General features: G+C 61.4%; 11 protein-coding genes. 10 read left to right on the top strand and 1 reads right to left on the bottom strand.

Annotated elements, in window-relative coordinates:
• Positions 1-14 precede the first annotated feature (14 nt).
• Together BWR59_RS04285 and BWR59_RS04280 are read left to right on the top strand one after the other, a co-directional pair.
• Entirely contained in the window at positions 15-1,745 is a 1,731-nt protein-coding gene (locus BWR59_RS04285) for an autotransporter assembly complex family protein (RefSeq protein WP_081564383.1), read from the top strand.
• The gene (locus BWR59_RS04280; protein ID WP_230981955.1) at positions 1,742-5,434 is read left to right on the top strand and encodes a translocation/assembly module TamB domain-containing protein; all 3,693 of its coding nucleotides are present in this window, start codon (positions 1,742-1,744) and stop codon (positions 5,432-5,434) included. Before BWR59_RS04285 ends, BWR59_RS04280 begins: the two co-directional genes overlap by 4 nt.
• Before the next feature lie 70 nt (positions 5,435-5,504).
• On the opposite strand, the gene BWR59_RS04275 is transcribed toward BWR59_RS04280, so the two are convergent.
• Entirely contained in the window at positions 5,505-6,500 is a 996-nt protein-coding gene (locus BWR59_RS04275) for an aldo/keto reductase (protein ID WP_081564382.1), read from the bottom strand.
• A 135-nt stretch (positions 6,501-6,635) separates the two neighbouring features.
• Here BWR59_RS04275 and BWR59_RS04270 point away from each other — a divergent pair, with 135 nt between their 5' ends.
• The 8 genes from BWR59_RS04270 (at position 6,636) to BWR59_RS04235 (ending at position 20,411) form a co-directional block, all read left to right on the top strand.
• A complete protein-coding gene (locus BWR59_RS04270) occupies positions 6,636-7,565 on the top strand; it encodes a LysR family transcriptional regulator (RefSeq protein WP_081564381.1) in 930 nt (309 codons plus the stop codon).
• Between the two features lie 90 nt (positions 7,566-7,655).
• Positions 7,656-8,156: a thiol peroxidase gene (gene tpx / locus BWR59_RS04265; RefSeq protein WP_081564380.1), complete on the top strand. Its 501-nt coding sequence runs from the start codon at positions 7,656-7,658 to the stop codon at positions 8,154-8,156.
• Between the two features lie 194 nt (positions 8,157-8,350).
• Positions 8,351-9,697, top strand: a complete 1,347-nt coding sequence (locus BWR59_RS04260; protein ID WP_081564498.1) for an MdtA/MuxA family multidrug efflux RND transporter periplasmic adaptor subunit — start codon at positions 8,351-8,353, stop codon at positions 9,695-9,697.
• The gene (locus BWR59_RS04255) at positions 9,694-12,804 is read left to right on the top strand and encodes an MdtB/MuxB family multidrug efflux RND transporter permease subunit (RefSeq protein WP_081564379.1); all 3,111 of its coding nucleotides are present in this window, start codon (positions 9,694-9,696) and stop codon (positions 12,802-12,804) included. Before BWR59_RS04260 ends, BWR59_RS04255 begins: the two co-directional genes overlap by 4 nt.
• Positions 12,801-15,908, top strand: coding sequence for an efflux RND transporter permease subunit (locus BWR59_RS04250; RefSeq protein ID WP_081564378.1), 3,108 nt, complete (start codon positions 12,801-12,803; stop codon positions 15,906-15,908). Before BWR59_RS04255 ends, BWR59_RS04250 begins: the two co-directional genes overlap by 4 nt.
• A gap of 35 nt (positions 15,909-15,943) precedes the next feature.
• A complete protein-coding gene (locus tag BWR59_RS04245; protein ID WP_143490769.1) occupies positions 15,944-17,395 on the top strand; it encodes an efflux transporter outer membrane subunit in 1,452 nt (483 codons plus the stop codon).
• A 126-nt stretch (positions 17,396-17,521) separates the two neighbouring features.
• Positions 17,522-19,612, top strand: coding sequence for an EAL domain-containing protein (locus BWR59_RS04240; protein ID WP_081564376.1), 2,091 nt, complete (start codon positions 17,522-17,524; stop codon positions 19,610-19,612).
• A 52-nt stretch (positions 19,613-19,664) separates the two neighbouring features.
• Entirely contained in the window at positions 19,665-20,411 is a 747-nt protein-coding gene (locus BWR59_RS04235) for an SDR family oxidoreductase (protein WP_081564375.1), read from the top strand.
• The last annotated feature ends 171 nt before the right edge of the window (positions 20,412-20,582 follow it).

Raw genomic sequence — 20,582 nt, 5'->3', positions numbered from 1 at the left:
TAGCATCCGCGCCTATGAAGTTTCCCGGTCGATTTACCAGCGGTTTTCTCCTGATGTTATCCAGCTGTGCGGCGCTCGCCGATGCCCAGCTGGACGTGCGGATCAAACCTTCCAACTCAGCGCTCAAATCCAATATTGAAGGGTACGTGGGCAGCCTCGGCGAGCGTGACGAACAAGCGCTGGAGCGCTTCAGCGTGGGCGCCGTCGAGCAGGCGCAAAAAGCGGCCCAGGCCCTGGGCTATTACCAGGCGCAGATCGACAGCGAGGTCAAGCACACCGACAAGGACCTGCATCTGGTCCTGAATGTGCAACCGGGCGAGCCAGTGCATCTGCGCAATGTCACGGTCCGCATCGAAGGCCCCGCCAACCAGCTCAAGGCATTCAAGGTGCCCAAGAGCGACGCGCTCAAATCCGGCGCTGTGCTCAATCATGGTCATTACGAAGACGCCAAACGACTGATCCAGAATCAGGCTGCGCGTTACGGATTTTTCAACGGCCGCTTCGTCACCCAGCGTCTTTCTGTCGACCCTCGGGCCGGTGTCGCCGACATTGAGCTTGTGTATGACAGCGGGCCGCGCTTCTCACTGGGCAAGGTGTCGTTCAGTGGCGATTCTCCGTTCGACGACGACCTGCTGCGGCGCATGGTCCCGTTCAAGGAAGACACGCCCTACGATTCCGAGCTGATCGCCGAGCTGAACCAGGCCATGCAATCCAGCGGTTATTTCGAGGGTGTGCGTGTCGATGCGTCCCCTACGGACGCGCAGGGCCAGGTGATTCCGGTCAACGTTCAGCTGGAGACGCGCAAACCGCGCACCATGGGCCTCGGTGTGGGCTACTCCTCCGACGTGGGCCCGCGGGTCAAGGCCAACTGGACCCGCCACTGGGTCAACCCCCAAGGCCACAGCTATGGCGTTGAATCAGAGCTGTCGGCGCCGCGGCAAAACGTAGGCCTGTTCTACGACATCCCGCTGGATCCGCCCCTGACGGACAAGCTGCGATTCGCCGGCGGCTATCAGTACGAAGAAATCGCCGACACCGACAGCCTGAGTAAATTGCTCACCGTAGGCCCCGAATGGCACAGCAAATTGCCCAGCGGATGGGAGCGCGTCATCTCCCTGAAGTGGCAGCGTGAGGAATACCGGCTCGGCAACGACGAGGGCCTGAGCACCTTGCTGATGCCCGGCATCAGCTATTCCTACCTGCGAAGCGACAACCGGATCGACCCGCACAACGGTTACCGCTTGCAGTTCGAGACTCAGGTTGCGAAGGAAGGGCTGGGGTCTGACGCCAACGTGCTGCATGGCACCGCGTTGGTCAAGGGGCTGACCACCATTGCCCAGAACCACCGGTTCCTCGGGCGTATTCAGGTGGGAGGCACAGCCACCAACGGCTACAAGTCCATCCCTCCTTCGCTGCGCTTCTTCGCCGGTGGCGATCAGAGCGTTCGCGGGTACGACTACCAGTCCCTGTCGCCGGAAAACTCCGATGGCGACAAGATCGGTGGCCGCTACATGGTCGCCGGCAGCGCCGAATATCAATACTCCATCGCCGAAAAATGGCGTGTGGCGGCGTTCGTCGACGAGGGTAACTCCTTCAACTCGCTGGACTTCCCGAGCCTCAAGACCGGCGTCGGTATCGGTATTCGCTGGGTTTCGCCCGTCGGCCCGTTGCGCCTCGATCTGGCGCATGCACTGGATGACGATGGCGGTATTCGTCTGCACTTCTCGATGGGACCTGAACTGTGACGAGTACGGCACTGCTGAAACGTATCGCAATCATTTTTGGAATCAGCCTGCTGGCGATTGTCCTGGTGCTCGGCGTTGCCCTGGGTTTGCTTCTCGGCACTCAGTCGGGCAGCCGCTGGGTGCTGGAACGGGTGCCCGGCCTGCACATCGAAAACTTTTCCGGGCATCTCGGCGGTGCCTGGCAGGCGGATTCGCTGCTGTGGCAACAGGGTGACAGCAAGGTCGAGGTCGATGCCCCGGTGTTCGAGTGGTCGCCGTCGTGTCTGACGCGCATGACCCTGTGCATCAATACCTTGCAGGCCGGGGATATTCGGTTGAGTTTCCCGCCGTCTGGTAGTGAAGAAAGCAGTGGCCCGATCACACTTCCGGACCTCAAGCTGCCGGTGGCGCTAGAACTGGGCAACGTGCAAGTGGGCAGCCTGCATCTGGATGGCACCGAGCAAGTCCGCGATCTGCATCTGGCGGCGCACTGGACGGCGGACGGGCTGAAAATCGACTCGGTTCATGCGCAACGCGATGACATCGTTCTGGACCTCAACGGTTTGCTCAAGCCTACGGCCGATTGGCCTCTGACTGCCCAGGGGCAGGTCAAACTGCCAGATGTCAGCGGTCAGCCTCTGTCGCTGGCGCTGAGTGTCGAAGGCGATCTGCTCAAGACCCTCACGATCAATGGGCAATCCAGCGGTTACATCCAGGCGAAGCTGTTGGGCCAGCTACAACCGCTGGTGGAAAACCTGCCTGCGGAAGTTGCAATCACCAGCGACCAGTTCAAGCCCGGGCCCGATCTGCCGGACACGCTGCAACTCAACAAGCTCACGCTCAATGCCAAAGGTGATCTGGCCCAGGGCTACGCCATTCTCGGCAACGCCAGTCTGCCGGCCGAGCAGGGGCCGGTAACGCTGGCGCTGCAAGGCCGGGTGGATGCCAAGGGCGCGGAAATCACCACGCTGGACCTGACCGCCAGCGCCGAGCAGCGCCTGAAAATCAGCGGCAAGCTGGATTGGCAAAAAGGTTTGAGCGCCGACGCGAAGATCGACTGGCTGGATTTCCCGTGGCATCGCCTGTACCCGGTGATCGACGAGCCGCAAGTCAGCGTTCACACCTTTAAAGGAGAGGTTTCCTACACGGACGGCAAGTATCTGGGCAACCTTGCGGGTGACTTCAAAGGCCCCGCAGGCCCGTTCAGCTTGCAAAGCCCGTTCAGCGGCGATTTGCAGCAGATCTTCCTGCCGCAACTGGAACTGGTTGCGGGGCAGGGCAAGGCCAGCGGTCACCTGAATGTGCAATTTGCCGACGGTGTCGCCTGGGACACGGCGCTGGACCTGAGCGCCATTGATCCATCGTTCTGGGTCGCCGAACTGCCAGGGTCGCTCGCCGGCCCGTTGCGCAGCAAAGGCGCGTTCAAGAACGAGCAGTTGAACCTCAACGCCGATCTTGACCTCAAGGGCCGACTGCGCGGTCAGCCTGCGGTGCTGCAGGCCAAAGCCGATGGCGCCGGTGATAAGTGGAACCTCAGCGCACTGCAGATCCGTCTCGGCGATAACCGGATTGAGGGCACTGGCAGCCTGCAACAGAAGCTGGTCGGTCAACTGGACATGAACTTGCCTCGCCTTGGTCAGTTGTGGCCACGCTTGCAAGGCCAGGTAAAAGGGCGCCTCGATCTCGCCGGTACCCTGCAGGCACCGCAAGGTCAGCTGGCGCTGCAAGGCAATCAACTAGCCTACGAGACGAACAAGCTGCAAAGCCTGAATCTGGCGGCAAAACTGGACGGCGCCCAGCGCGCCACCATCGACCTGAAAACCAGCGGGATTCAGGCGGGCGATACCGCGTTGGGCGCGCTGACGGTCAATGGCCAGGGCGATATCAAACGCCAGCAGGTCAAGCTCGATCTGCAAGGGCCGCTGCTCAAGCTGGCGCTTGCGCTGGACGGCACACTGGACAAGGGCAACTGGCGAGGTCGTCTGGCCAGCGGCGATATCCAGGCCGGTGGGCAGGACTGGAAGCTCCAGCAACCTGCCAGACTGGAGCGACTGGCCGACGGCAAGATCAATTTTGGTGCCCATTGCTGGATGTCGGGGCCGGCCAGCCTCTGCGGTGAAGACCAGCGTCTGATGCCCGACCCGCGTCTGCGCTACCACCTCAAGCAATTTCCCCTGGAAAGCCTGGCGCAGTGGTTGCCCAAGGACTTCGCCTGGAATGGCGCGCTGAATGCCGATGTGCAGCTGGATATCCCGGCATCCGGCCCCAATGGTCAAGTGGTGATCGATGCCAGTGGCGGCACCCTGCGGGTCAAGGAAAAGAATCAATGGCTGGACTTCCCGTATCAGACGTTGAAGCTGACCAGCAGCCTGACGCCGAAAAAAGTCGACACCAGCCTGAATTTTCGCGGGGGCAAGCTCGGCGAGCTGCTGGCCCGGTTGAGCATCGATCCATTGGCGAAGAACAAGACCGTCAACGGTGACTTCAACCTCAGTGGCGTCGATATTTCCGTGGCGCGGCCTTTCGTCCCGATGATCGAAAAGCTCAACGGCAAACTCAACGGCAGCGGTCGGATTTCCGGCGGTCTGCTGGCGCCACAGGTCAACGGCAACGTCACTCTGAACGAGGGTGAGGTGTCAGGGCCGGAGCTGCCGATCAGTCTGGAAAAACTCAACGTTCAGGCCTTGATTGCCGGGGAGAACGTCCAGCTCAAGGGCAGCTGGAACAGCGGCCCCACAGGCCAGGGCAGCATTGGCGGGCACATCGCCTGGGCCGAGGCACTGAACGTCGACGTGAGCCTGCAAGGCTCGCGGCTGCCAATCACGGTCGAGCCCTATGCGAAGCTCGAGGCCGCGCCGGACCTGAAAATCACCCTGCAGGGCGATCGGCTGGCGGTGTCCGGCAAGGTCCTGATTCCCAAAGGGGAGATCACCGTCCGGCAATTGCCGCCATCCACGGTCAAGGTGTCTGACGACACCGTCATCGTCGGTGCGCAAACCAAAGAGGGCAAACCGCCCATGGCGATCGCCATGGACATCAACGTTGAAGTCGGCCAGGAGAAACTCAGCTTCAGCGGTTTCGGCCTGACGGCCAACCTGGCAGGCCATGTTCACATCGGCGACAACCTCGATACCCGTGGCGAACTGAATCTGAACGATGGCCGCTATCGCGCTTACGGGCAGCGGCTGACCATTCGCAAGGCGCGTTTGCTGTTTGCCGGGCCCGTTGATCAGCCTTATCTGGATATCGAAGCGATTCGCCAGACCGATGACGTCATCGCCGGGATTCGCCTGAGCGGTAGTGCTGAACAGCCGACCACGACTGTCTTCTCTGAGCCTGCCATGAGCCAGGAGCAGGCGCTTTCCTACCTGGTGCTCGGGCGTCCGCTGGCCACCGACGGCGAGGACAACAACATGATGGCTCAGGCGGCGTTGGCCCTGGGGCTGGCCGGCAGCTCGGGGACCGCGGGCAAACTGGCCTCGGACCTCGGGATCAAGGATTTCGACCTCGACACCTCGGGCAGTGGCGACAAGACGGCGGTGGTCGCCAGCGGCAAGATCACCGACAAGCTCAGCCTTCGTTATGGGGTAGGGGTGTTCGAACCGGCCAACACCATCGCTTTGCGTTATCTGCTGAGCAAGAAGGTGTACCTGGAAGCCGCAGGGGGCGTGGCGAGTTCGCTGGACATTTTCTACAAGCGGGATTTCTAGGCCATTCATTTGACGCGACACCCATGTGGCAGCCTGACCGGGCTGTTACAAGGGTGTCGTGTCAGCTGTATCAGCCGTTGAGCAGCTTCAATGCCGCCTCTGGATAGCGCCCACCGGCCACCGCAGCGACCGGAAACAGATCCTTCAACGCCTGCAACTCATTTGCGCTGAGCGTTACATCCAGCGCCGCTACGTTTTCCTCCAGGTATTTACGTTGTTTGGTTCCGGGAATCGGGATCACGTCATTGCCCTGCGCCAGCACCCACGCCAATGCCAGTTGCCCAGCTGTCACGCCTTTGTCCGCCGCCAGCTGCTGGACCTTGTGCACCAGCTCCAGGTTTTTCGCAAAATTCTCGCCTTGAAAGCGTGGGCTGCTGCGGCGGTAATCGTCGGCGGCGAAGTCGTCGGGGGATTTCAGCGTGCCGGTCAGAAAGCCACGCCCCAGCGGGCTATAGGGCACGAAGGCAATGCCCAGGCGGCGGCAGGTCTGCAGCACGCCGTTTTCTTCAGGCTCTCGGCTCCAGAGCGAATACTCGGTCTGCAAAGCCGCAATCGGGTGAATCTTATGCGCGCGCTCCAGAGTGCTGGCCGACGCCTCGCTCAAGCCGAGATAACGCACCTTGCCAGCCTTGACCAGCTCGGCCATGGCACCCACCGATTCCTCGATGCTGATCTTCGGGTCGATCCGGTGCTGGTAATACAAGTCCAGGGTGTCGATCTTCAAACGCTTCAAGGTGCCGTCGATGGCGTCCCGAATGTACTCGGGGCTGCCGTTGACGCCTCGAGCCGCAGCGTCGCCCGGGGTGCGCACGATGCCGAACTTGCTGGCGATGAATGCCTGATCGCGTTTGCCGGCCAGCGCCTTGCCCAGCAGTTCTTCGTTGGTGTGGGGGCCATACATGTCGGCGGTGTCAAACAGGGTTACGCCCAGTTCCAGCGCGCGATGGATCGTGGCGATGGCCTCCTGAGGGTCGCCGCCGGTGGTGTAAAAATCGGTCATGCCCATGCAGCCCAGGCCGACTGCCGAAACGTGGGGTCCGTTGTTGCCGAGTTGACGCGTTTGCATGATCAGTTCCTTTTCTGGATTCAGGTGTGGCTTCAAGACCCGCCCATTCTTGCCCCTCGACAGAATCCCGATAAACCGGCTAAAAGTGCTTTCACTATTGAGAAAATCTAAACAATCGAATCCAGCGGAGTGGCAATGGACCGATTCAACGCCATGCGTGCCTTTACCCGAATCGTCGAGCTGGGCGGTTTTGCCAAGGCTGCGGACAGCCTGCACATGCCCCGCGCTTCGGTGACGATTCTGATCAAACAACTGGAGGCGCATCTGGGCGTGCAGTTGTTGCTGCGCACCACGCGCCAGGTCACCCCGACGCTCGACGGGCAGGCCTACTACCAGCGCTGCGTCAGCCTGCTCAACGATCTGGACGATGCCGAGTCGGCGTTTTCTTCTATAGCCAAGGCGCCCGAAGGCGTGCTGCGGGTCGACATGCCAGCGGGCTTCGGTCGGTTGATTCTCATGCCTGCACTGCCCGAATTCACCGAGCGCTATCCCGGACTGGAAATGGAAGTCGGCATGACCGACCGCCCGGTGGATCTGATCCGTGAGGGCTTCGATTGTGTGATCCGCGGCGGCCAGCCTCTGGACCATTCGCTGGTAGCCCGGCCTCTGGCGCAGATGCGTCAGGTGGTCTGTGCCAGTCCCGCTTATCTGCAGCGCCATGGCGTTCCGCAAACGCTGGAAGAACTGGCGCAACACAGGGTCATCGAATATTTTTCCGCGACTTCAAATAAACGTTACGGCCTGGAGTTCGTGATAGAGGGCAGGGGGCAGGAACTGAGTCTGCCCAAAACGCTGGCGACCAACAGCGCCGATGGTTATCTCGCGGCCTGCTGTGCCGGCTATGGCCTGGTGCAGACCCCGTACTACCATGTCGCTGAACCTTTGCGCTGCGGTGAGTTGGTCGAGGTGCTGGAGGCCTTTGCGCAACCCCGGTTACCGCTGACGGCGTTGTATCCGTCCCATCGGCAAATGTCGCGTCGGGTGAGGGTGTTCGTCGACTGGCTGGTGGAATTGTGCGCGCGGCCAGGCTTGCTGGATAAATCTGCGCCAGCGCCCATGAGCTGACAACAAATTACCGCATACCGGTAGGTCGACAGGCGCTTTCGTGGTTAACTTCCAGTCTTTTCCCGCAACCTCAGAATAAGGACTCAGCTCATGGCTCAAGTGACTCGTAGAGGCTCCCCTGTGCAAATCAGCGGCGAACTGCCAAAGGTCGGCAGCAAGGCGCCTGCCTTCAAACTGGTCGGTGGCGATCTGGCTGACGTGACACTGGAAACGTTCGCCGGCAAGCGCAAAGTGCTGAATATTTTCCCAAGCGTCGACACCCCGACCTGCGCCACTTCCGTGCGCAAGTTCAACGCTCAGGCCAACGACCTGAACAACGCCGTGGTGCTGTGCATCTCCGCTGACCTGCCATTCGCCCAGGCGCGTTTTTGCGGCGCCGAAGGCCTGGAAAACGTGAAGAACCTGTCGACCATGCGTGGCGCCGATTTCATGGAAGCCTACGGCGTGGCCATCGCTGACGGCCCGATGGTCGGCCTGACCACCCGCGCGGTGGTGGTCCTGGACGAGAACGACAACGTCCTGCACAGCGAACTGGTTCCGGAGATCGGTCAAGAGCCGAACTACGACGCCGCACTCGCCGTACTCAAGTAAGTTGTCCGTTGCGTATTGCCGAACACCTCCGTGCAATAGATAGCAACACAAAACGGCCTGACTCGATCAGGCCGTTTTCATTTGCAGGTCAGCACCTTACCAAAGTAAGCACTCGGTAAATTGCCGGTAAAGGCCCTTTGCTTGGCACGTAACTATGCTTATTGTTCAGCCTCCCGAAGACGCTCACGCGCACACTGGTTGACTTATTCATGCAATCGTCTGGTTTCCGTAACTCCCGTCGCTGGCTACTCAGCTTGTTGGTTCTCTTGATTGTCGCAGGCGTCTGCTGGCGGTTCTGGCCGGGATCGGCACAAAAGACTGATGCCACCGCGCAGCAATCCGGGCAAGCCCACAAAGGCGCAAGCCGCAGCGGCGGCGCGGGAAAAACGACCGGTCAGCGTCCGGGGTTCGGCGGAGCGGCCGGCCCGGTCCCAGTGCGAGTGGCGCCTGCGACCACGGGTGACTTCCCTATCTATTACAAAGCGCTGGGCACCGTGACCGCGATGAACACCATCAACGTGCGCAGCCGGGTCGCGGGCGAGCTGGTCAAGATCAACTTCCAGGAGGGTCAGCAGGTCAAGGCCGGGGATCTCTTGGCGGTGATCGATCCGCGCAGCTACCAGATTGCCCTGCAACAGGCCGAAGGCACCCTGATGACCAATCAGGCGCTGCTGAAAAATGCGCAGATCGACGTACAGCGTTATCGGGACCTGTACAAAGAGGACAGCATCGCCAAGCAGACCCTGGACACCGCCGAGTCGCTGATCGGCCAATATCAGGGCACGATCAAGACCAATCAGGCCGCCGTGGGCGACGCCAGGCTCAATCTCGAGTTCACCCAGATTCGTGCGCCGATCGCCGGCCGCATCGGCCTGCGTCAACTGGACGTCGGCAACCTGGTGGCCGCCAATGACACCACCGCTCTGGCAGTCATCACCCAGACCAAACCGATCACGGTCAGCTTCACCCTGCCGGAGAAAGATCTCGCAGACGTGATCGGTCACTACCGCAACGGCGACAAATTGCCGGTGGAAGCCTGGGACCGTGGCGACGTGAAGCTGCAGGCCAAGGGCGTGCTCGCCAGCATCGACAACCAGATCGACATCACCACAGGCACCCTGAAATTCAAGGCGCGCTTCGATAACGAAAACGAGGCGTTGTTTCCCAACCAGTTCGTCAACGCGCGTCTGCTGGCCAGCACGATGAAAAACGCCGTGCTGGTGCCGTCGGCTGCGGTGCAGTTCGGCGTCAACGGCACCTTCGTCTACGTGATGGAGGGCGACAAGAAGGTTCGTATTCGTCAGCTCAAAACCGGCCCGAGCGATGAGAACTCCACGGTCATCACCGAAGGTCTGGCCGCGGGTGATCGCGTGGTGCTGGAAGGCACCGACCGTTTGAAGGACGGCAGTGAGGTGGAAGTGGTCAACGACAGCAAGGACGTGCCGGTCACGCCGGGTGGAAAGCTGCAGGGCCAGCCCGCGAAAGACAAGGAAACCGGTGAGTCGGCCGACGCCGCCGCCGTGAAAAAAGGCAACGTATGAACCTGTCACGCCTGTTCATCCTCAGGCCCGTCGCGACCACGCTGAGCATGCTGGCCATCGTGCTGGCCGGCCTGATCGCCTACACCTTGCTGCCGGTTTCGGCGTTGCCGCAGGTGGATTATCCGACCATCCGGGTCATGACCCTGTACCCCGGTGCCAGCCCGCAAGTGATGACCAGTGCCGTGACCGCACCGCTTGAGCGTCAGTTCGGGCAGATGCCGGGCCTGACGCAAATGGCCTCGACCAGTTCCGGCGGCGCCTCGGTGATTACCCTGCGTTTCAGCCTGGACATCAACATGGATGTCGCCGAACAGGAAGTGCAGGCGGCGATCAATGGCGCGACCAACTTGCTGCCAAACGATTTGCCAGCGCCACCGACCTACAACAAGGTCAACCCCGCGGACACCCCGGTGCTGACCCTGGCGATCACTTCGAAAACCATGCTCCTGCCCAAGCTCAATGATCTGGTCGATACGCGCATGGCGCAGAAAATCGCCCAGATCAGCGGCGTCGGCATGGTCAGCATCGCCGGCGGCCAGCGGCAGGCAGTGCGGATCAAGGTCAATCCTGATGCGCTGGCCGCCAACGGTCTGAACCTGTCGGACGTGCGCACGCTGGTCAGTGCCTCCAACGTCAACACGCCCAAGGGCAACTTCGACGGTCCGACCCGGGTTTCGATGCTCGATGCGAACGATCAGCTCAAGTCGCCCGAGGAATACGCCAACCTGATTCTGGCCTACAACAACGGCGGGCCGCTGCGTCTCAAGGACGTGGCGCAGATCGTCGATGGCGCGGAAAACGAGCGTCTTGCCGCCTGGGCCAACCAAAACCAGGCCGTGCTGCTGAATATCCAGCGTCAGCCGGGGGCCAACGTCATTGAGGTGGTCGACCGGATCAAGGCCTTGTTGCCGAGCATCACCGACAACCTGCCCGCCGGTCTGGACGTAGTGGTGCTGACCGACCGCACGCAAACCATCCGCGCCTCGGTCAGCGACGTGCAGCACGAATTGCTGATTTCCATCGTGCTGGTGGTGTTGGTTACATTTCTGTTTCTGCGCCGCCTCAGCGCCACCATCATTCCTTCGATAGCCGTGCCGCTGTCGCTGGTGGGCACTTTTGGCGTCATGTACCTTGCCGGCTTCTCGGTCAACAACCTGACGCTGATGGCCATGACCATTGCCACCGGCTTCGTGGTGGACGATGCGATCGTCATGCTGGAGAACATTTCCCGGCATCTGGAGGAGGGCGAGACTCCGTTGCAGGCCGCCCTCAAAGGCGCGCGGCAGATCGGCTTCACCCTGATTTCGTTGACCATCTCGTTGATCGCGGTGTTGATTCCACTGCTGTTCATGGCCGACGTGGTCGGACGATTGTTCCGCGAGTTCGCAATTACCCTGGCGGTGGCGATCCTGATTTCGCTGGTGGTTTCGCTGACCCTGACGCCGATGATGTGCGCGCGCTTGCTCAAGCGCGAGCCCAAGGAAGAAGAGCAGGGCCGTTTCTACCGGGCCAGCGGCGCCTGGATCGATTGGCTGATCGCCGCCTACGGGCGCAAATTGCAGTGGGTACTCAAGCATCAACCGCTGACGCTGCTGGTGGCCATCGCCACGCTGGGCGTCACCGTGCTGCTCTATCTCGCTGTACCGAAGGGTTTCTTTCCGGTGCAGGATACCGGGGTGATCCAGGGCATTTCCGAAGCGCCGCAGTCGGTTTCGTTCGCCTCCATGAGCGAACGGCAGCAGGCTCTGGCCAAGGTCATTCTGCAGGATCCGGCCGTGTCCAGCCTGTCGTCCTACATCGGTGTCGATGGCGACAACGCCACGCTCAACAGCGGACGCATGCTGATCAACCTCAAGCCGCACAACCAGCGCGACCTGACCGCGACGCAGGTGATTCAGCGCCTCCAGCCACAGGTCGATCAACTGTCGGACATCCGTCTGTTCATGCAGCCGGTGCAGGACCTGACCATCGAGGATCGGGTCAGTCGCACCCAATATCAGTTCAGCATGTCCTCGCCGGATGCCGAACTGTTGAGCCTGTGGAGTGGCAAACTGGTGGACGCTCTGGCCGAACGTGCGGAACTGACCGACGTCGCCAGCGACCTGCAGGACAAAGGCCTGCAGGTGTACCTGAACATTGACCGCGATGCGGCTAGCCGACTGGGCGTTACGGTCGCCAATATCACCGACGCGCTGTATGACGCGTTCGGCCAGCGGCAGATTTCCACGATCTACACCCAGGCCAGCCAGTACCGCGTGGTGCTTCAAGCGGCGGCGGCCAATGATCTGGGGCCGCAGGCGCTGGAGCAGATTCACGTCAAGACCACCGATGGCGGCCAGGTCAAACTCTCAAGTCTGGCCAGGGTCGAGCAGCGTCAGGCGCAGTTGGCCATCGCCCACATGGGCCAGTTTCCGGCGGTGATGATGTCGTTCAACCTGGCGCCCGGCGTGGCGCTTGGGCAAGCGGTAGAAGTGATCGAGCAAGTGCAGAAAGACATTGGCATGCCGCTCGGTGTGCAGACGCAGTTTCAGGGCGCGGCCGAAGCGTTCCAGGCCTCGCTGTCCAGCACGCTGTTGCTGGTGCTCGCCGCAGTGGTGACGATGTACATCGTGTTGGGGGTGCTGTACGAGAGCTACATTCACCCGATCACTATTCTCTCGACCCTGCCATCAGCCGCCATCGGTGCGTTGCTGGCGCTGATATTGAGCGGCAACGATCTGGGCATGATCGCGATCATCGGCATTATTCTGCTGATCGGTATCGTCAAGAAGAACGCGATCATGATGATCGACTTTGCCCTCGACGCTGAGCGCAACCGTGGCGTCGATCCGCAGACAGCGATCTACGAAGCGGCGCTGCTGCGTTTCCGGCCGATTCTGATGACCACGCTCGCTGCGTTGTTTGGCGCCATTCCATTGATGTTCGCCACAGGTTCCGGTGCCGAGCTGCGTCAGCCACTGGGTCTGGTGATGGTTGGCGGTCTTCTGGTGAGTCAGGTACTGACGCTATTCACCACGCCGGTCATCTATCTGTATTTCGATCGTCTCGGCCGTCGCTGGCAACGTAAACCTGCTTCGCCAGCCTCGCTGGAGCAGGCTGACGTATGAACCTCTCGGCGCCCTTCATCCGCCGGCCGGTGGCGACCATGCTGCTGAGTCTTGCGATCATGCTGCTCGGCGGCATGAGTTTCGGCCTGCTGCCGGTTTCGCCGCTGCCGAACATGGACTTCCCGGTGATTGTTGTTCAGGCCTCGTTACCCGGCGCGAGCCCGGAAATCATGGCGTCCAGCGTGGCGACACCGCTGGAACGGTCCCTGGGCACCATCGCCGGGGTCAACACCATGACCAGCCGTTCGAGTCAGGGCACCACGCGGGTGATTCTGCAGTTCGACATGGACCGCGACATCAACGGTGCGGCGCGAGAGGTGCAGGCGGCGATCAACGCCTCGCGCAATCTGTTGCCCAGCGGCATGCGCAGCATGCCGACGTACAAGAAGGTCAACCCGTCCCAGGCGCCGATCATGGTGCTGTCCCTGACCTCGGACGTGCTGGAAAAAGGCCAGTTGTACGATCTGGCGTCAACGATCCTGTCCCAGAGCCTGTCCCAGGTGAGCGGCGTGGGCGAGGTGCAGATCGGCGGCAGTTCGCTGCCTGCTGTTCGCGTCGAGCTGGAACCCAAGCTGCTGGATCAGTACGGCGTGTCGCTTGACGAGGTACGCACCACGATTTCCAACTCTAACGTGCGCCGCCCCAAGGGCTTCGTGGAAAGCGCCGAGCACAACTGGCAGGTTCAGGCCAACGACCAGTTGGAAAAGGCCAAGGATTACGAGCCGCTGATCATCCGTTACCAGAACGGTGCGGCGCTGCGGCTCAAAGACGTGGCCAAGGTCAAGAACTCGGTGGAGGACCGCTACAACAGCGGCTTCTTCAATGAAAAGTCGGCGGTGCTGCTGGTGATCAACCGTCAGGCCGGGGCCAACATCATCGAGACCGTGGCGGCGATCAAGGCGCAGTTGCCTGCGCTGCAAGCCGTGTTGCCGTCCAGCGTCAAGCTGGATCTGGCGATGGACCGCTCGCCGGTGATCAAGGCCACATTGCACGAAGCGGAGATGACCCTGCTGATCGCCGTGGTGCTGGTGATCATCGTGGTGTTCCTGTTCCTCGGTAACTTCCGCGCCTCGTTGATCCCGACCCTGGCGGTGCCCGTATCGCTGGTAGGCACGTTCGCCATCATGTACCTGTGCGGGTTCTCTCTGAACAACCTGTCACTGATGGCGCTGATTCTGGCCACGGGGCTGGTGGTGGATGACGCCATCGTGGTGCTGGAGAATATTTCCCGGCACATCGACGAGGGCGTGCCGCCGATGCAGGCCGCGTACCGTGGCGCCCAGGAGGTGGGCTTCACCCTGCTGTCGATGAACGTGTCGCTGGTGGCGGTGTTCATCTCGATCCTCTTTATGGGCGGTTTGGTGGAAAGCCTGTTCCGCGAGTTCTCGATTACCTTATCGGCGTCCATTGTGGTATCGCTGGTGGTCTCCTTGACGCTGACCCCGATGCTCTGCGCCCGCTGGCTCAAACCGCATGTCCCGGGCACCGAAAACCGCTTGCAGCGCTGGAGCCAGAGGGTCAACGATCGTATGGTCGCCGGTTACGACAAAAGCCTCGGCTGGGCATTGCGTCATCGGCGCCTGACCATCCTGACGCTGCTGCTCACCATCGGCGTCAACATCGCGCTGTACGTGGTGGTGCCGAAAACCTTCTTGCCGCAACAGGACACCGGCCAATTGATGGGCTTCGTGCGCGGCGACGACGGGCTGTCGTTCTCGGTGATGCAACCCAAAATGGACGTGTTCCGCACCGCGATCCTCAAGGACCCTGCGGTGGAGAGCGTCGCCGGTTTCATCGGCGGTAACGGCGGCACCGGCAACGCCTTCATCATCGTGCGCTTGAAGCCAATTTCCGAGCGCAGGATCGGCGCCGAGCAGGTGGTCGAGCGGCTGCGCAAGGAAATGCCACAAGTGCCAGGCGGCCGGCTGTTCCTGCAGCCCGATCAGGACCTGCAGCTGGGTGGCGGTCGCGAGCAGACCAGTTCGCAATACCAGTACATTCTGCAAAGCGGCGACCTTGAAAGCCTGCGCTTCTGGTATCCGAAGGTTGTGACTGCTCTGAAATCGCTCAAGGAGCTGACGGCCATCGACGCCCATGACGGCGGTGGCACCCAGCAGGTGACGTTGGTGGTCGACCGTGACGCCGCCAAGCGTCTGGGCATCGACATGAACCTGGTCACCACGGTGCTCAACAACGCCTACAGCCAGCGTCAGGTGTCGACCATTTATGATCCGCTGAACCAGTATCAGGTGGTCATGGAGGTCAATCCCAAGTACGCGCTGGACCCGATCACCCTGGAACAGGTGCAAGTGATCACCGCCAACGGTGCGCGGGTGCCGCTGTCGACCATCGCCCATTACGAGCGCAGTCTGGAAGACGACCGGGTCAACCACGAAGGTCAGTTCGCGTCCGACAACGTCTCGTTCGACCTCGCCGATGGCGTGACGCTGGACCAGGCCACTTCGGCTATCGAGCGCGCAGTGGCTGCCGTCGGTTTGCCCGAAGACGTGATCGCCAAGATGGCCGGCACCGCCGATGCCTTTGCCGCGACCCAAAAAAGCCAACCGTGGATGATCCTCGGTGCGCTGGTGGCGGTGTACCTGGTGCTGGGGATTCTCTACGAGAGTTACGTGCATCCGCTGACCATTCTCTCGACGTTGCCTTCCGCCGGGGTCGGTGCGCTGTTGAGCATTTACCTCACGGGCGGGCAGTTCAGCCTGATTTCGCTGCTGGGCCTGTTCCTGCTCATTGGCGTGGTGAAGAAGAACGCCATTCTGATGATCGACCTTGCGCTGCAACTGGAACGTGGCAGCGGCATGACCCCACTGGAGTCGATCCGCAACGCCTGTTTGCAACGCTTGCGGCCGATCCTGATGACCACGCTGGCGGCGATTCTTGGCGCCGTGCCGTTGCTGCTCAGCAGCGCCGAGGGCGCGGAAATGCGTCGCCCGCTGGGCCTGACCATCATCGGTGGCCTGATCCTCAGCCAGATTCTCACGCTGTACACCACCCCGGTGGTTTACCTCTACCTCGACCGTCTGCGTCATCGCGTCAATAAATGGCGCGGTGTGCGGACGGATGCTGCCCTGGAAACTCCGCTATGACCCATCGCCCGAACGCCTCTGTACTGCAGCGGACTATGCCTTTTCGGCGCACTTTTGGCGTGGCGCTCTGCGCGCTGCTGCTCAGTGCCTGCGCAGTTGGCCCGGACTATAAAAAGCCGGACGTGACCACGCCAGCACACTTCAAGCAGGCCGAAGGCTGGACTCAGGCCAACCCCAGCGACGCCATTGCCCGTGGCGCCTGGTGGGAGATCTATGGCGATGCGCAGCTCAATGGCCTGGTGGAAAAGCTCAACACCTCGAACCAGACGGTCGCTCAATACGAAGCGCAATACCGTCAGGCCGCAGCGCTGGTGCGCAGTGCCCGGGGCGCGTTTTTTCCGACGCTGGACCTGACCACCAGCAAGAACCGTTCGAGCCAGGGCACCGGCAGCAGTAGCTCAAGCCTGAGCAGCTCCAGCAGCGGGATTCGCGACACCTACAACGCACAGCTGGGCGTGAGCTGGGAAGCGGACATCTGGGGCAAATTGCGTCGAGGTCTGGAGGCCGACAAGGCCAGCGCCCAGGCCAGCCTCGCCGATCTGGCTTCGATGCAGCTGAGCCTGCAATCGCAACTGGTGCAGAACTACCTGCAACTGCGGGTGATCGACGAGCAGAAGCGCTTGCTTGAATCGACCGTCGACACCTACCAGCGCTCGCTGAAACTCACCGAGAACCAGTACCGGGCGGGAATTTCCGGGCGCGATGCCATTGCTCAGGCCCAGACCCAACTGAAGAGCACTCAGGCCGACCTGATCGACCTGGCCTGGCAGCGCGCGCAGTTCGAGAGCGCCATCGCCGTGTTGATGGGCCAGGCGCCTGCCGATTTCAGCCTCGCGCCGACCATGGATGTCCCGGCACTTCCGCAGATTCCTGCGCAGTTGCCGTCGCAATTGCTCGAACGTCGCCCGGACATCGCCGCCGCCGAGCGCTCGGTGATGGCCGCGAACGCGAACATCGGCGTGGCCAAGGCTGCGTACTACCCTGACCTGACCCTGAGCATGAACGGCGGCTACAGCAGCAGTACGTTCAACAACTGGATCAGCCTGCCGAACCGTTTCTGGTCGGTGGGGCCGCAACTGGCGATGAACCTGTTCGACGGCGGTCAGCGTGCTGCGGAGGTCGATCGCACCGAGGCGGTGTATGACCAGACTGTCGCCCAATATCGCCAGACCGTGCTCGACGGCTTCAAGGAAGTGGAGGACTACATGGCGCAATTGCGCGTGTACGAACAGGAAGCGGGGGTGCGCAAGGAGGCGCTGGACGCCGCGCGGGATTCATTGCGTCTGACCAGTAACCAGTACAAGGCCGGATTGATTGGCTATCTTGATGTGGTAAACGTGCAAACCACAGCGTTGAGTAACGAACGCAGCGTGCTGTCAGTGTTGCAGAGCCGACTGATTGCCAGCGTTCAATTGATCGCGGCACTGGGTGGCGGATGGAATGCCGAAGCAGGTCTGAGGCGTGAACCAGAGATATCCGGACGCTGATCATGGGTAAAGGCTTATTGCCATGATTACGACGGGCTGACGCGACTTTCCTGCGCAAATCGGTACAATCGCCGCCGTATTCCTGGGCTATCTAGCCTTATCTGGTTGAGTCATGAGTCACGCCCCATGCTGATTGGACACTACACGTTGTCGCTGGTCCTGGTTTCCATTCTGGTGGCCATTCTGGCGTCCTATACCGCGCTCGATCTTGCAGGACGCATCGCCACCGCTAAAGGTCGGGCGATGGTCATGTGGATTTGCGGCGGCGCGCTGTCCATGGGCATCGGCATCTGGTCCATGCACTTCATCGGCATGCTGGCGTTCAAGCTGCCGATCGACCTCGGTTTCGACCTGACCTTGACCCTGCTGTCCCTTGCCGTGGCGGTGCTGTCTTCGGGCTTCGCGCTCTGGCTGGTCAGTCATCAGCACGTGCCGATGCTGCATATCCTGTTCGGCGCCTTGGCAATGGGCACCGGCATCAGCACCATGCACTACACCGGCATGGCCGCATTGCGCATGCAGCCGGGCATCGATTACGACCCTGCGTTGTTCGGGCTGTCCCTTGTCATTGCAGTCAGCGCATCGGCCGCTGCGCTGTGTATCGCATTGCGCCTGCGCAAGCAAACCCCCTATGTGCGTCTGGCCCGCGGTGGGGCGGCGGTGATCATGGGCTTTGCGATTGTCGGCATGCACTACACCGGCATGGCTGCAGCGAATTTCCCTGACGGCAGTTTCTGCGGCGCGGCGGTAACGGGGCTGCGCACCGACGGCCTGGACAAACTGGTACTGGTCACCAGCCTGGCGGTGTTGACCATCACCTTGCTCACTTCGATTCTCGACGCGCGTCTGGAGGCGCGTACCGCGCAACTGGCGGCGTCGCTGAGCGAGGCCAACCGCGAACTGACTCAACTGGCGCTGCACGACACACTGACCGGGCTGCCTAATCGGATTCTGCTGGCCGACCGTATCGAGCAGGCGATGCGCAAAGTCGACTCTCAGGGCGGATTGTTCGCGCTGATGTTCATGGACCTGGACGGTTTCAAGCCGGTCAACGATGCGTTCGGGCATCACGTCGGCGATCAGCTGTTGCGAGAAGTGGCAATGCGCATGCGTGACAACTTCCATCGTCACGACACCCTGGCGCGCATCGGCGGCGACGAGTTCGTGCTGCTGGTGGAACTGGAAGAGATCGACGATGCGACCACCGTGGCCTCGCGTCAGGTGGCGCTGGTCAGCAAGCCGTTCAGCGTGCAGGACCATGATCTTCAGGTCACGGTGAGTATCGGCATCAGCCTGTACCCCGGCAATGGCCGCACTCAGCAAGAATTGCTGATGAACGCCGACGCGGCGATGTACCACGCCAAAAGTGCGGGCAAGAACGGCTACAGCTTCTTCGATGCCTCGATGAACACCAATGCGCGCAATCAGCTGCAACTGCTGCAGGACCTGCGCACCGGCCTTCGGGAAAACCAGTTCTGCCTGCATTACCAGCCCAAGTTCGCGGCGGGCACGGGGGAGCCGGTCGGCGCGGAAGCCCTGGTTCGCTGGAATCACCCGGAACACGGCATGCTGATGCCGGACAAATTCATCGGCCTTGCGGAAAAGACCGGCCTGATCATCAACATCGGCGAATGGGTACTGAACGAAGCCTGCCGCCAGATGCGCGTCTGGTACGACGCCGGTTTTACCCACTGGCGCATCGCGGTGAATCTCTCGGCCTTGCAGTTCTGTCACGCAGGTCTGGTGAAGAACGTTGCGCAGTCTCTGGCGGCGCATGGTTTGCCGGCCAATTGCCTGACGCTGGAGATTACCGAAACCACCGCCATGAGCGACGCCGACGCCAGCATGACGGTGTTGCAGCAGCTCTCGGACATGGGCGTGGACCTGTCCATCGACGACTTCGGTACCGGGTATTCGAGCCTGATGTACCTGAAGCGCTTGCCAGCCAATGAGTTGAAGATCGACCGTGGTTTTGTGCGTGATCTGGAGCATGACAGCGACGATGCGGCGATTGTCTCGGCCATCGTCGCGCTGGGTCAGGCGCTGAACCTGCGGATCGTGGCCGAGGGTGTCGAGACCAGCAGCCAGCAGAATTTCCTGACCCGCCTGGGCTGCGACTCGCTGCAGGGGTATCTGCTGGGGCATCCATTGCCAGCGGACCGCTTCATGGCGGATATTAACGCGGCGCAGAAACGGGTATCCGCGAACACACTTTGACGTTTCATGCTTTGCACAACATTAAAAAAGCTCAGGTTGATTCGGACATTTCATGGATAAAAACCTCCTCATTACGGGCGGCTCCAGAGGTATTGGCGCGGCCACGGCAGTTCTGGCGGCATCGCAGGGTTATCGCGTCTGCATCAATTACCTGTCTGACCATGCCGCCGCCGAGCGCGTCTGCGGGCAGATTCGCGAGGCGGGTGGCTATGCCATCGCGGTGCAGGCGGACGTCAGCAACGAAGACGAAATCATTCGCCTGTTTTCCCGTGTGGACTCGGAGCTTGGGCGCCTGACCGCGCTGGTGAACAACGCCGGTACCGTTGGCGAGACGTCGCGGGTCGAGCACATGTCAGAATTTCGCATGCTCAAGATCATGATGAGCAACGTGGTCGGTCCGATGCTGTGCAGCAAGCATGCGCTGTTGCGCATGTTGCCGCGTCATGGCGGGCACGGCGGCAGCATCGTCAATGTGTCGTCAGTGGCAGCGCGGCTCGGCTCGCCGGGTGAATACGTCGACTACGCCGCTTCCAAGGGCGCGCTCGACACCTTCACCATCGGCCTGGCCAAGGAAGTGGCAGGGGAGAACGTACGGGTCAACGCCGTGCGGCCTGGCTATATCTTCACCGAATTCCACGCCTTGAGCGGTGACCCGCAACGGGTCACCAAGCTGGAGCCGACCATTCCGATGGGGCGCGGTGGCCTGGCCGATGAAGTGGCCGAGGCGATTCTCTGGTTGCTGTCGGACAAGGCGTCGTACTCGACCGGGACGTTCATCGATCTGGGCGGTGGCCGCTAGGTCTGCGCATACCCGCGCCGAGCCCGGGTTGCTCTTGTGGGAAGGAGCTTGCTCGCGAAAGCGTTCGATCAGCGACTCATGCTTGACTGATACACCGCATTCGCGAGCAGGCTCCCTCCCACATCGGTCCGCGTACACCGCTGACGGACGGCATCCCAGGCTTCCACCTGA

Source organism: Pseudomonas sp. Bc-h, assembly GCF_002080045.1.
Classification (GTDB): Bacteria; Pseudomonadota; Gammaproteobacteria; order Pseudomonadales; family Pseudomonadaceae; genus Aquipseudomonas.
The sequence above is the reverse complement of the archived record's forward strand: the minus strand, read 5'-3'. Positions and strand labels throughout refer to the sequence as shown.

What these genes read in the sequence shown, in the direction of transcription:
- BWR59_RS04250 (WP_081564378.1), top strand. Translation starts at nt 12,801, where the DNA reads ATGAACCTCTCGGCGCCCTTCATCCGCCGGCCGGTGGCGACCATGCTG.
- BWR59_RS04245 (WP_143490769.1), top strand. Translation starts at nt 15,944, where the DNA reads ATGCCTTTTCGGCGCACTTTTGGCGTGGCGCTCTGCGCGCTGCTGCTC.
- BWR59_RS04240 (WP_081564376.1), top strand. Translation starts at nt 17,522, where the DNA reads ATGCTGATTGGACACTACACGTTGTCGCTGGTCCTGGTTTCCATTCTG.
- BWR59_RS04255 (WP_081564379.1), top strand. Translation starts at nt 9,694, where the DNA reads ATGAACCTGTCACGCCTGTTCATCCTCAGGCCCGTCGCGACCACGCTG.
- tpx (WP_081564380.1), top strand. Translation starts at nt 7,656, where the DNA reads ATGGCTCAAGTGACTCGTAGAGGCTCCCCTGTGCAAATCAGCGGCGAA.
- BWR59_RS04275 (WP_081564382.1), bottom strand. Translation starts at nt 6,500, where the DNA reads ATGCAAACGCGTCAACTCGGCAACAACGGACCCCACGTTTCGGCAGTC.
- BWR59_RS04285 (WP_081564383.1), top strand. Translation starts at nt 15, where the DNA reads ATGAAGTTTCCCGGTCGATTTACCAGCGGTTTTCTCCTGATGTTATCC.
- BWR59_RS04270 (WP_081564381.1), top strand. Translation starts at nt 6,636, where the DNA reads ATGGACCGATTCAACGCCATGCGTGCCTTTACCCGAATCGTCGAGCTG.
- BWR59_RS04235 (WP_081564375.1), top strand. Translation starts at nt 19,665, where the DNA reads ATGGATAAAAACCTCCTCATTACGGGCGGCTCCAGAGGTATTGGCGCG.